The sequence below is a fragment of the sulfur-oxidizing endosymbiont of Gigantopelta aegis genome (genome assembly GCF_016097415.1).
GTDB lineage: Bacteria > Pseudomonadota > Gammaproteobacteria > GRL18 > GRL18 > GRL18.
On record NZ_JAEHGE010000001.1, the window covers coordinates 3,459,160 to 3,471,221 of the forward strand.

The window sequence follows — 12,062 nt, forward strand, 5'->3', positions numbered from 1 at the left end:
AGTTGAAAAGAGAAAATATGATGAATAAATTAAATCTGCGCCATGTCCCATTAGTTCCAATGCTATTATTGCTAAGTCTTTTTATTAGTGCTTGTGGGACATCACAAAAAACAGATTTCTATCAATTAGAGGAACGCAGTGCGCTATCCTTGATGGACATAGAAAAGGGGGCTGTCATTGGTGTGGGTCCTATTAACCTGCCTGAATACATTAATCGTCCGCAAATTGTGACCCGATTATCTAAACATCATTTAAAAGTTTCGGAATTCAATCGCTGGATAGAACCCGTGAATGATAGTGTGAGACGCTTATTGGTCATTAACCTATCAAATAACCTTAATTCCAATCGTGTCTATAGTATTCCGGGTTATGACCGAGCACAGTCGCTGGATTTACGCATTGGTATTGATGTGGGACGCTTTGATGGGCAACTCGGCAAAGACGTTTTATTAGAAGCCCGCTGGAGCCTGTATGATAAAAATGATAAAGCTATTCTAACTAAGGTGTCATTGATTAGCATGCCTGCTAATGGTCAAGATTATTCTGCACTGGTTTTGGCAATGAACAATGCTTTGCAGGCATTGGGTGAAGAAGTGTCACAGGCAGTGGCCAAACATCTGGCCAAGTAGTTATTGTTATGAAAATCTTAAACATAAAATAGAGTTTTATATTGATGGATTTAAAAGTATTGATGTTAAAAATAATTATTTTATTATTAGTTCCTGCGCTTAGCTTTTCTCACTCTTTGAATTCTGTTTTCAAGCAAGTTAATCCCACTGTTGTGGTTGTTCATATTGAAGGTGAAAATTCCAAGTTTAAAAAAATATCCAGTGCAGAAAAAAATAGCTTGGTAAAAAAAGATATTGGCTCTGGCGTTGTGATTAGTCAGGATGGAAAAATCATGACGGCTTCTCATTTGGTGCATTCTGCGGATAAGCTCAGTGTGGAGTTTCTTAATGGTGACTTGATTCCCGCTCGTGTACTATCCTCTGTCCCTCATGCTGATGTTGCTCTGATTCAATTAACCCGTTTACCAAAAAATCTACAAGTCGCCCCATTAGGCGACTCAGATAAAGTGTTAGTGGGGGATGATGTTTTTGTCGTGGGCGCACCCTATGGTTATAGTCATACGGTGAGCAAAGGAATCGTCAGCGCTCGTTATAAACCCGGTGATACGAATATTGAATTAAAATCCAGTGAACTCATACAAACCGATGCGGCCATTAATCAGGGGAATTCCGGTGGCCCGATGTTTAATGAAAAGGGTGAGGTGATTGGTATCGTGAGTCATATTATTTCTCGCTCAGGAGGTAATGAAGGGCTTGGCTTTGCAGTAACATCTAATATGTCAAAACGCTTGTTGTTGGAGGAAAAGCCTGTTTGGAGTGGCTTGGATGGTATTATTATCAGCAATTTGACTCAGGCGCTAAATGTGCCTCAGCCTGCGGGATATCTGGTACAACATGTTGCACAAAGCTCTATCGCCGATAGAATAGGTATTCGTGGCGGTTCGATTCCTACCAAAATTTATGACACTCAATTTTTATTGGGCGGTGATGTGATTCTTGAAATGTTGGGTATTACCATTGAAAATAATCCTGACTCATTTAAAAACATAAGAAATAAACTGGCAGCACTGAAATATGGAGACAAGGTGACAGTGAAACTCTTACGGGCTGGAAAAATTATTCATTTATCAACAAGGCTGAAAAATGAATATTGATATGACACTAATTAGTGTCCACCCTACGATTATTTATATAAAAAACCTATTTACGGATAGGCACTAATTATCTAAAATCATGAGTCATAATGGCCTGGAGAGAGAATACCGTTGGCATCAATGGCTTGTTTAATGCTAGCTATAAACTGTTGATAATCCGCTTCGGGCTCTGGTAAACCCTGCATAGAATGTATGCCTAATCGATAGGGATAATAACCTGCATCAGTGAGTTGTTTGAATAATTCATCATGGCATTGTTGTGCTCGCCTATCCTCACCTTCAATTTCCCTATCATAAGAAAGCGCTACCACACAATCCATTGTTCGTTCGGTAATAAGCGTAATGGAAACGGCTGGCTCAAATTGGTATTTGCTAAAAACCGCTTCAACCATTGACCATATTTCTAATGCATATTGTCCATCAGTGGGCGCTACGGGAGACAGCCACATCAAACCACAGGCATCTTGTTCGGGAGTGTTTTTTCTTGTCGTTTCTTTGGCATTATGTCTGGTTTTGCGCCAATAAGTGCTGGGGATCATCGCATTAGTGGGCACGCCTTTGGTGAGTCCGACCACGGGTTTAATGATTTTCAGCATCTCTGATAAATTGATCCCAGTGAGCCATTGATAAGGTTTCTGTATAGCTTCGGCAAATTTTAATAGACGATCATCAATGAAGCGTAACTTTTTTACCTTGCCTTTTAATTGTTTTTTTATCAGCTTACGAGCCAAGGCCACTTGAGCTTTACTACCATATAAAGCACCTGAGGCATTCCAAGCACCAAAGTCCCAGGTTTTAGAAAGTTCTTTAAGGTGAGCTTTAGAGAGTGGTGTTTTATGTTCAGTTTTGTCCCAGGGATATGAGCCGATTGATTGCAGTACTTTATAGTCATTGGCAATGTGCATAGCAGAGTTGATTGTGCCATTGAGTCGTAAGGGTCTTAATAAATTGACCACCTCAGCAAGCTGCTCATGCTTTTTGACACTAAAATAAAAGGTCTGGGAGTATTCTGGTGCGGGCATTAGCCAAAGAGTAATTTGGGTGATAATACCGAAATTAGACTGGGTAAATAAGCCATCAATATAAGGACCTACGCCCCATTTATAAACGCCTCTGGCCTTGGCGTTGGGAAAACGGCCAAAGCCGGTGTGAATACAATTGCCATTGGCAAGTACGACCTCCATGCCGCCAACCTGAGCAAAGTGATCACCATAGGGGGTGTGGCCAAAACCTCTTTCGGCAATGTTCCCTATTAGGCTATGGTGAGTAAAAGAACCCGTTGCATCCATCCATAAATTTGATTTGTCCGCTTGCAAAAACTGATAAAGCTGTGCTTGTGTGACCCCAGGTTCAATTGTAATGTGTGCCAGCTCGGCATTAAAATCAACAATATTATTCATTCTTTTTAATTCAAGAATAATGCAATTGTTAGCACTGGGAACTTTAGAGCCGTAACCCACATTCAAACCGGTGCTGACAGGATAGAGTGGCAGGTGAAATTCATTGGCTATTCGTAAGCACTGCTGTACTTGTTCTCTTGATGCAGGTTTAACAATGGCCAGTACTTTATTATCGGTCTGATAGGTGGCTGTTTCATAATTGTTACGAATAGTTTGTTCAGTGATGACAGCATCACTGCCCAGCAGTTCTTTGAATTTTTGAATTGCTTGCGTGAAATTATCAGACATAGGGAGTTCTCAGTTAAAATAATGTCAATGCTACTATTTTTATATTATTTTTTCTGCTGAACCGCAAGCAAAATGGTTATTGCCACCAAGTGGTTAAAAAGGGTACGTAGGTTATTAATAATAGCCAGACTAACATAATGAGCAAGAAGGGGAAGGTGGCTTGAAAGAGTTTCAAAATTGGTTGTTTAAAACGCTGACTGGCAATAAATAAATTAATGCCTACGGGTGGGGTCATATAACCAATTTCGAGGTTGGCAAGAAAGATAATACCCAAATGTACAGGGTCAATATTATAGCGTAGTGCGAGTGGCATAATGAGGGGCACGACGACGACGATAGCAGAAAAAATATCCATCATGGCGCCAACCACCAATAGAAATAAATTCAACAACAATAAAAATTGCAGTGGACTACTGACAAATTGTTCGACAAATTCTAATAATTGCATCGGTAGCTGCGAATCGATCAGTAAGTTAGTGAGACCCATGGCCATACCCAAAATGATTAAAATACTGCCGACGAGTGTGGTGGTATCAATAAGGATATGAGGTAGATCTTTTATAAGATTAATTTTTTTACTGATCACTGTTTCAACAAATAAGACATAGGCGGCTGTGAGAGCCGCAACCTCGGTAATGGTAACGAAGCCACCGAAGATGCCGGTAAAAATAAAAATGGGTAAGAGTATGTCCCAGATACATTCACGAATGGCTTTGAGCGTTTCGCGCATGGAAAAATCTTGAGTGGGAATATCAAATTTAGGGGCAGAATAGATGCTGTAGATTGAGAGCATCACTAATAGCACTAGGCCGGGTATCATGCCGGCCACAAATAACTCATCAATGCTGACACCGGAGACAATGCCATACAATAAAATAGCCATACTGGGTGGAAATAAGAGTCCCAGTGAACCGGAGGTAGTTAATAAGCCCAGACAAAATTTATGACGATAATGGGCGTGTTCCAACATCGGATAAAGCAAGGCGCCTAGGGCAATAATCGTTACCCCTGAAGCGCCGGTAAAAGCAGTAAAAGCAGAACAGGATACGATGGTGACTATCGCCAATCCGCCGGGCATCCAGCCCAGTAAGGCATTAAATAGTTTAATCAGGCGCTTGGTGCCATCGCCAGCGGCTAGGGTAATGCCGGCAAAGGTAAACAAGGGGATGGCAATTAAATTGGGCTGCGAGGCGAGGCGATAGATTTCGATAATGAGACCTACCGGATCGAGATCAGCGGAATAACTGGCGACCAAGCCTCCAGCACCCATGATGGCAAATAGGGGCGTGCCTAATATGGCCAGCAGAATTAATACAAGAATAATAGCAATCATAAGTTCTTTTAACGTATCTCAGAACAGGAGGGACAGTGTTCTTGTGGATCTTTGGGTCTCTCTTCTAAAATACGTTCTTGTTCAAAGCCGGTGATGGTGAGTAATAATAAATGCAGAGATAAAATAGAAAAACCAACCGGTAAAATTAAAGCCAGATAAACTGACCAGCGTTCATTGGACGGTGCATATTCATATTCATCCAGCCAAAAACCAACGGCATTCCAGGCAAAAATAGCACTGATAATTGCACACAGTAATAATACCGGACGGATCAGTTTTTGTTGTTGCTGTTTGTTGAGTAAGGGGACGAGAATATCTATTTTTATATGGCGGTTTTGTTCAGAAACTAAGGCAGCGCCCATAAAAATAATAAAGAGGATTAAATGGCGTGAAATGACATCCATTTGTGAAAAACCGGTATCAAAAAAATTACGGGCAATGATTTGTACGATAGCGAAGATCAATAATAATAATAGGCTACCGGCTGCGACCAGTTTTTCAAAAACAATTAAGCTGTGTTTTATTTTAAAAAGTATTCTGAGCCAGAGAGGCATTATTCTTTACCGCTTGTTTTACTAAAACTAAAGTTGCTAAAATTATAGTTGCTAAAATCATTTTGATTGGGCACGAAACTCTTCTAATAAAGTCGTAGTCCGGGTGAACATTTTTTTGGAAATATAATCAGACTCAATGAGCTTTGCCGCTGCTTTATTTCTCACCTCGATCATTTCTTGTTTTTCCTTTTCGTTCCAGTCCCACATGAACTTAATACCACTTTCTTTGAGCAATATTTTGCTTTGCTTATTATCACGACGCGTAATACGGTTAATATTTTGCCCCGCAATCTTGCCGGTTTCTTTTAATAATTTTTGCAGATCATCGGGGAGCTTCTTAAAAAAGCGATTACTGACCACTAAGCTACCAATGCCATTGGTCATAGCGATGTTGGTGGCGTAGGAAAGTTTGGTATGCCATTGCATGGTTAATGCGCCAAAAGTAGAGTTATAAACCGTATCAATGCTGCCATGTCGGGCTGTTAATTGGGTATAGACATCAATAATTGAGAGTGGCACAGGTGAAATACCGGAAGCTTCAGTAAATGCTTCGCCCACGGGGTCGCCCTGCCATAGCCAGATGCGTCTTTTTTGCAGATCGGCTAAGGAATTGATGGGTTTTTTAGAGAAAAAGTGAATACTGCCAATTTCTGGCCAGCCTAATAATTCAAAGCCCTTATAACGAAACCCAGCCTCAATTTCTGGCATGAGATGTTCACGCACATAATCGGATTCATCGGTGTTTTTGAATAAAAAAGGCATTTCCAATACCCGTGCCGACGAATAAATCCGGCCAATGCCGTAGCCAGTGAAGAATGCGCCTTGTAATTGTCGGCTGCGAATTTTTCGTAAAACATCGGGCTCATCACCCATCACACCGCCAGGATACATTTTAAATTTAAGGCGGCCATTACTTTTTTTGTAGACTTCGGCGGCCCAGCGATCAATTTCTTTCATCCAGGCCGTATCAGGTGGCACCAGGGTGGCAAATTTAAAGGTGTATTGTGCTTTGGCATGAATCGTTGCTGAAAACAGTATACTAAAGAATAGTGCTAATACAGTTACATAACGCATAGGGTATCGTTTTAAAACCATTGCTCTTCCTTGTTGAGTAATAGGGAAGCCTTATATTTGGATATTTGATTGATAAGTGCTTGTTCCGGATAAAGCGCATCATCTGCTTGTTGAATTTGGGTCAATAAATCATGGAAAGCCTGTTGATTAAAACGCTGTCGCTCCAGATATTGCGCCTGTAATAAATTAATAATGAGTAGCTTGTTTTGCGTGGCCTTATTGGCCGCCGCAAAGTGTTGTTCTGACAAGGCGAAATTGCCGCCAAGCATAGGGGACTTACTGCCATAATACACCCCGAAAAAGACATGAGCGCCGCTCATATAATAATTTTCATCCAGTTCCAGTACTCGCTGCATCAGCATCACGGCCTTAGGTAGCTGTGCCAGATTGCGGGCTTTATCTCGATTTAAGTCAATGGATTTTGCCCAGCATGAAGCTGCCCAAAAGAGTGCCGGTACAGCGCTTTTACCCAGCTTGTCGATACGTTGTTGTAAGTCATTAAGTTCGCCATTGAGCATTTTATCGGTGATGCCATGGTCAGCTAAGAGCTGCTTCGCATGGGAAAAACCTTTGTCGTACAAGGCGGCTGCTCGCTTAGGATTGGCTTTGACTGCTAGGCCATTCTTCATAAAGCCATCTTCAATAAAGCCAAAACCATAGCCATAATAAGCTTGGGCAGCATAGAGGCGTAGCTCTTCATTGCCGGGATCATTGACTATCATACCTTCGATGAGGCTTATATTAGCTGGCAAAGCCGCCTCCGCAAGTTCCAGATCGCTCTGCTGGTTCATGGCGATAATGCCACCTTCAATCATTGGCATTGAGGCACGTACTGTCAATTGCCCCATCGTGCAAGCGCCCAATTGGGTCACGATAAAAATGGCAAGACTGATTTGTAGATATGTTTTCATATAAATTCTGGTTTATTCGTTTGAAGTGCTTGAGAAAAAGCCCAAAAATGGGAAAAATGCTAGCAAAGACATGATAATTAAAGAAACTAAGCTATATAAGTAAAAACTAATGCTAAACGATTGTCTTTAAAGCTAAAATCAGGATCAAAACTACAGTTCAAGGATATGAGAGTCAGCCTGATTTTGCAATAGCTATACAGTACTTCTTTTGACTTTAATCAGCTAGATTGAATAGTCTCGTTATTATGGCGGTGATGAATTTGTCTTTTTTGTTCCGCTAAAATAAATTGTTCGATATACATTTGTGTCTCGGGAGTGATATCTATAAATTGACAGCAACAAGTAGTGCCTCGTATTTGTATCACTTGCACATTACAATGTAATTCAATTGTTATTGTTTCTGGCTTTTTAAAGGCAGGTAAACGGAAGGCTATGCTTAATTGGCTGGTATTTTTATAAGCCCCGGAAGTAACCATTTCATCACTTATGGGCGCAAAGGCCATACCCATAAAACTGATATCAACAAGCTTAAACTCTTGTGCTTTATGATGCACAATAATATCGTTGAGGGGCTGTATGCGAATCCCCTGACGGCGCTCATCCTCATCTAATTCAATGATAATTTCATCATCATTGCTCTTCTTTTTCCAGAACAAACTCCACCCTCCTGTTTTGTGCACGACCTTGTTCAGTCTCATTGCTTGAAAGCGGAAATAAATCCGCATAGCCCGTTGCTGACATGCGTACGGGATCGATTCCCTCATCAATAAAAAAGCGTAATACGGTTGTTGCCCTAACGGCGGATAGTTCCCAATTTGAGGGGAATCGAGACGTGGCTATGGGGGTATTATCGGTATAGCCTTTGATATCAATATTATAGTCAGAATATTTTTGAAATAAAGCCCGAATATCATCAAATATCGGCACCGCACCATCAAATAGCTCGACATCACCGGAGGGGAATAATATGGTTCCCTTGATGCGTATGATGATGCGTTCACCCTCGGTATAAACATAAATATATTCACCCAGACGCTGCTCCTGAATCATGCTTTGGATATCATTGATCAAAGCTTCTTTGTCTGAGTCCTTGGGCTTAGCGTCCTCTTGCCCCTCATCCATGCCGGGTTTGGGGATAATAGGATCAATTTTGGATTCTGTCTGAGGTAAAACTTGTTGTATAACGATCTGGCTAGCCATGGGATTATTCTGGTTTAAAGCAATTTGAATTGAAGATAATACCGACTTAAACTTCTCCTTTTCTACCGAGGAAATAGAAAACAGCAAAATAAAAAAGACCAGCAAGAGTGTGACCAAATCGGCAAATGTGACCATCCATGCTGGCGCACCTTCTTCTTCGGCAATTTCATCAATATTATTTTCTTTATCATCAGCGGCAAGCGTGTCACTAAAATCACTGAATTGCTGTGGCATTTGCAAGTTTTCAGTGGCAGAATTTTCCGTCTCCTGAGTCACCATAGACTAACCCTTCTTCTTGCTGGATTTTTTAGAGCCACCCATTGAAGGTCGCTGATTTCGGGGTAGATAGGAGGATAATTTTTCATAGACAGACAGTTGATTATTGTCTTTGAGAATACAAATTGCCCCTTCAAACATAATTTCCAGATTAATGACTTCAAACATTAATGTGGCTATACTTAACCGGACACACAACTTAAAATAACTAAAAGATAAAAAGTGTGACCTAAAATGAATGATCAAACAAAAAAACCATAAAAGCTATACATCAGAATTTAAAGAATCAGCTGTCAAATTAGCTAATGAGACGGATCAACCCGTTTCTCAGACTGCCAGGGAGCTAGGTGTTAATGTAAATACTCTACATACCTGGATCAGTAAATATTCCAAACCGGTGAAGACGGTAGCCAATAGAAGTGATGAACACATTTATGATGAAGTAAAACGTCTGAAAAAAGAATTGGCAAAAGTGATTCAGGAGCGTGATTTATTAAAAAGGCCACAGCGTACTTTGCAAGGGAAACTTTGTGAAGTACGCATGGATAACTGATCAGGCTAAAGATTACCCGGTAACGATTCTGTGCCGTTTTATGGATGTTTCCCGTAGTTGCTATTATGATTGGGTTAGCTCTCCTAAAACGGATAGAGAGAAAGAAAATGAAGCGCTTACTGAGCAGCTAAAAAACTGTTTGAAGACAGTCGCAAGACTTATGGAACCCGTCGTCTTAAAAGAAAACTGGCTGAAAAAGGCGTTCATATAAGCCGCCGGAGAATTGGTCGATTAATGAAAAAAGCCGGTTTGTTTTGTAAAACGAAGAGACGCTTTAAAGCGACGACTAATTCCAAGCATAATAAGCGTATATCTCCAAATTTACTGGAAAGAGAGTTTACTGTCTCTCAACCTGATCGCTACTATGTGGGTGATATTACCTATATTGCCACCAAGGAAGGCTGGTTATATTTAGCGGTTGTCATTGACTTATTCTCTAGGCAAATTGTTGGCTGGTCGATGGATGAGCGAATGAAAGCCAAGCTAGTCAATGATGCTTTACTGATGGCCATATGGAAGCGTAAACCAATGGATGGATTGCTTTGGCATACTGACCGAGGTAGCCAATATGCCTCTGATAGTCATAGAAAAATATTGTCGGATCATAACATAATTCAGTCTATGAGCCGCAAAGGAAATTGCTGGGACAATGCTGTATCAGAGAGCTTCTTTCATAGTTTGAAAACTGAATTGACGCACCATTGTTCAAAACCAGAGTAGAAGCAAAGCAGGCAATATTTGAATATATTGAGGTGTTTTATAATCGGGAGCGACTTCATTCGGCTAATGATTATTTGTCACCAGTCGATTATGAAATACAGCAGGAAATAGCTTAAATCGATTGATTGAAGAGGGGTAAAAGGCGACATAAATGCCGCCCATTACCGTTGACGGCCATCGGCTCCTCAGCCTGTGCCGTGAAGATATTGTAACAGGATCATTACCGTTGTGAAAATACCTTGGGTGAATGGAACGGCTCTATCGTTCCAGAGGGCAAAGCCCTTTCTCTTCATCTGTTTAAAGTTAACATGAGAAACTAAAATGATAGGAAATACAAAATGACAAAAATCACTTGAAACAGCCAAAAAAATATTTAGAAAACTGTCCGGAAAAGTGTTGACACATCACATTGTACGTGATTTCAACTTGCCAGCAATGGGAATAAAAATAACTGTGGCCAATAATGAACCATAAAATGTGGTCAGTAAGGCCACTGCCATTGACGGGCCAATGGTTGAGGGATCATCAAGCGTACTCAACATTTGAATAAGACCGATCAAGGTGCCTAACATGCCAAACGCAGGAGCATAAGTGGCCATTTTTTTAAACACATCCTGAACATTGAAATGTCGTGCTTTCATGGAATTAATCTCCGTGCGTAGGACATGACGAATCATTTGTTCATCGGAGGCATCAGCAATTAAATTGCAGGCACGTTTTAAAAAAGGTGAATTGGTTTTAACTTCCGACAGAGCCAGCAAACCTTTTCTACGACTGAGTTGTGTGAGTTGCAACATGGTTTGAATCAATTGCTCAGGCCGTTGTTTGTTGGTGCCAAAAACAAAGGCCGCACTTTTAAAGGCAGTAATAATATCTTTAAGAGGAAAGGTCAGTAAGGTGGCAGCAATCGTGCCACCAAAAACAATCATCATACCCGGCACATTGATGAAGGTTGAGGCATTGCCACCGAGTAATATGGCAGAAACAATCAATGCAAACCCCGAAATAATACCAATTAGTGAAGCAAAATCCATAGCAATGAGTGCCTAAAATGTGTGAGACCGAGGGCGTTGAGATGCTTTAATTGTAGACCAGATAAATGGATAGGCAAGGTGGGGATAAAGGGAGAGGTTCTTCGCTCATTTTTATTGACTTATCAGCAAGTAACACCTATAAATTAACAGTAGTACAAATTCCCCTGTGCCATGATAGATCTTTGTAAATTAAAGGAATTGTTGTTAATGAGTTTGAAGTTTTGGAATTTTAACTATTGGAAGTTGAACTATCGTTGTTTAAGATTATCACTTTTTTTGACCAGTTATTTAATAATAAGTATGGCACATGCAGACAGTATACAAGCTGATCGACCTGGGTTCAGCACGGGTACCTATACCGTAGCGCCGGGCTATAGTCATATTGAAGTTGGCTTACAATATGATAAGGGCAATAATATTGGTGAGCGAGGCAGTTATACCGCACCCTTATATTAAACTATAGAATGGGGCTGACGGATGAAACCGAGCTTAATCTTCTATGGGATGGTTGGAATAAAAGCAATGGTGATTCTTCTTTGACCAATGGTGACTTAATGCTGGGCTTGAAACAACGCATCGTGACCAATGAAGACTATAATATATCCTGGTTGGGCTTTGTTACGTTGCCTACAGGCACTCGAAGTAATGCTCAGCATTTTTCCCCGTTTATTGGTTTACTCTGGGATCGTACCATTACAGATAATATTTCTTTATTTGGCACTTTACAATTGGTCTCTTATGTTGAATCCAGAGACCGAAAAAACCAATTTCAGCCAGCGATAGGCTTGTCCTATCAGCATACTGATAAATTGGGTAGCTATGTAGAAATATACAGTGATATTGCTATGAATACGAGTGTTGCACCGGCGAGCGTGTTTGATGCAGGACTTACTTATTTGTTAACGGATTCAATACAGGTCGATTTTAATTTTGGCCTAGCAACGGATCGTCGCTCATCTGATTTTGCAGGCTTTGGTTTTGCCATACGTTTCTAGG

Annotated in this window: 13 protein-coding genes and 1 pseudogene; 5 read left to right on the forward strand and 9 right to left on the reverse strand. The window is 40.7% G+C overall.

Features of this window, described 5'->3' with window-relative positions:
- The first annotated feature begins 20 nt into the window (after positions 1–20).
- Together JEU79_RS17725 and JEU79_RS17730 are read left to right on the forward strand one after the other, a co-directional pair.
- Entirely contained in the window at positions 21–629 is a 609-nt protein-coding gene (locus JEU79_RS17725; protein ID WP_198265177.1) for a PqiC family protein, read from the forward strand.
- Between the two features lie 62 nt (positions 630–691).
- Complete coding sequence (locus JEU79_RS17730; protein WP_214660619.1) at positions 692–1,723, forward strand: S1C family serine protease; 1,032 nt, start codon at positions 692–694, stop codon at positions 1,721–1,723.
- Positions 1,724–1,800: 77 nt separating this feature from the next.
- Here JEU79_RS17730 and JEU79_RS17735 read toward each other — a convergent pair whose 3' ends face one another.
- The 8 genes from JEU79_RS17735 to JEU79_RS17770 all read right to left on the reverse strand — a co-directional run bounded on the left by JEU79_RS17735 (position 1,801) and on the right by JEU79_RS17770 (position 8,927).
- Positions 1,801–3,411 carry an FAD-binding oxidoreductase gene (locus JEU79_RS17735; protein ID WP_198265179.1) on the reverse strand — a complete coding sequence of 537 codons (1,611 nt, stop codon included), beginning with the start codon at positions 3,409–3,411 and terminating at the stop codon, positions 1,801–1,803.
- A gap of 76 nt (positions 3,412–3,487) precedes the next feature.
- A complete protein-coding gene (locus tag JEU79_RS17740; RefSeq protein WP_198265180.1) occupies positions 3,488–4,744 on the reverse strand; it encodes a TRAP transporter large permease in 1,257 nt (418 codons plus the stop codon).
- An 8-nt stretch (positions 4,745–4,752) separates the two neighbouring features.
- Entirely contained in the window at positions 4,753–5,298 is a 546-nt protein-coding gene (locus tag JEU79_RS17745) for a TRAP transporter small permease (RefSeq protein WP_198265181.1), read from the reverse strand.
- 57 nt (positions 5,299–5,355) lie between these two features.
- A complete protein-coding gene (locus JEU79_RS17750) occupies positions 5,356–6,393 on the reverse strand; it encodes a TRAP transporter substrate-binding protein (protein WP_198265182.1) in 1,038 nt (345 codons plus the stop codon).
- Complete coding sequence (locus JEU79_RS17755) at positions 6,384–7,283, reverse strand: TRAP transporter TatT component family protein (protein WP_198265183.1); 900 nt, start codon at positions 7,281–7,283, stop codon at positions 6,384–6,386. The genes JEU79_RS17750 and JEU79_RS17755 overlap by 10 nt, the downstream gene beginning before the upstream one ends.
- Before the next feature lie 218 nt (positions 7,284–7,501).
- Entirely contained in the window at positions 7,502–7,963 is a 462-nt protein-coding gene (locus JEU79_RS17760) for a PilZ domain-containing protein (protein WP_198265184.1), read from the reverse strand.
- Positions 7,914–8,762: a flagellar motor protein MotB gene (locus JEU79_RS17765; protein WP_214660620.1), complete on the reverse strand. Its 849-nt coding sequence runs from the start codon at positions 8,760–8,762 to the stop codon at positions 7,914–7,916. The genes JEU79_RS17760 and JEU79_RS17765 overlap by 50 nt, the downstream gene beginning before the upstream one ends.
- A gap of 3 nt (positions 8,763–8,765) precedes the next feature.
- Positions 8,766–8,927: a hypothetical protein gene (locus JEU79_RS17770; protein WP_198265186.1), complete on the reverse strand. Its 162-nt coding sequence runs from the start codon at positions 8,925–8,927 to the stop codon at positions 8,766–8,768.
- A gap of 73 nt (positions 8,928–9,000) precedes the next feature.
- Between JEU79_RS17770 and JEU79_RS17775 the strand changes: the two are divergent.
- Positions 9,001–10,148, forward strand: a pseudogene (locus JEU79_RS17775) (IS3 family transposase).
- A gap of 288 nt (positions 10,149–10,436) precedes the next feature.
- Here JEU79_RS17775 and JEU79_RS17780 read toward each other — a convergent pair.
- Positions 10,437–11,066: a MotA/TolQ/ExbB proton channel family protein gene (locus JEU79_RS17780; protein ID WP_198265187.1), complete on the reverse strand. Its 630-nt coding sequence runs from the start codon at positions 11,064–11,066 to the stop codon at positions 10,437–10,439.
- Positions 11,067–11,366: 300 nt separating this feature from the next.
- Here JEU79_RS17780 and JEU79_RS17785 point away from each other — a divergent pair, with 300 nt between their 5' ends.
- Positions 11,367–11,522, forward strand: coding sequence for a hypothetical protein (locus JEU79_RS17785; protein WP_198265188.1), 156 nt, complete (start codon positions 11,367–11,369; stop codon positions 11,520–11,522).
- Between the two features lie 8 nt (positions 11,523–11,530).
- Entirely contained in the window at positions 11,531–12,061 is a 531-nt protein-coding gene (locus JEU79_RS17790; RefSeq protein WP_198265189.1) for a transporter, read from the forward strand.
- The last annotated feature ends 1 nt before the right edge of the window (position 12,062 follow it).

Coding starts and splice junctions, on each gene's coding strand:
- JEU79_RS17750 (WP_198265182.1), bottom strand. CDS start 6,393: ATGGTTTTAAAACGATACCCTATGCGTTATGTAACTGTATTAGCACTA.
- JEU79_RS17735 (WP_198265179.1), bottom strand. CDS start 3,411: ATGTCTGATAATTTCACGCAAGCAATTCAAAAATTCAAAGAACTGCTG.
- JEU79_RS17785 (WP_198265188.1), top strand. CDS start 11,367: ATGGCACATGCAGACAGTATACAAGCTGATCGACCTGGGTTCAGCACG.
- JEU79_RS17745 (WP_198265181.1), bottom strand. CDS start 5,298: ATGCCTCTCTGGCTCAGAATACTTTTTAAAATAAAACACAGCTTAATT.
- JEU79_RS17755 (WP_198265183.1), bottom strand. CDS start 7,283: ATGAAAACATATCTACAAATCAGTCTTGCCATTTTTATCGTGACCCAA.
- JEU79_RS17765 (WP_214660620.1), bottom strand. CDS start 8,762: ATGGTGACTCAGGAGACGGAAAATTCTGCCACTGAAAACTTGCAAATG.
- JEU79_RS17740 (WP_198265180.1), bottom strand. CDS start 4,744: ATGATTGCTATTATTCTTGTATTAATTCTGCTGGCCATATTAGGCACG.
- JEU79_RS17770 (WP_198265186.1), bottom strand. CDS start 8,927: ATGTTTGAAGTCATTAATCTGGAAATTATGTTTGAAGGGGCAATTTGT.
- JEU79_RS17725 (WP_198265177.1), top strand. CDS start 21: ATGAATAAATTAAATCTGCGCCATGTCCCATTAGTTCCAATGCTATTA.
- JEU79_RS17790 (WP_198265189.1), top strand. CDS start 11,531: ATGGGGCTGACGGATGAAACCGAGCTTAATCTTCTATGGGATGGTTGG.
- JEU79_RS17780 (WP_198265187.1), bottom strand. CDS start 11,066: ATGGATTTTGCTTCACTAATTGGTATTATTTCGGGGTTTGCATTGATT.
- JEU79_RS17730 (WP_214660619.1), top strand. CDS start 692: ATGTTAAAAATAATTATTTTATTATTAGTTCCTGCGCTTAGCTTTTCT.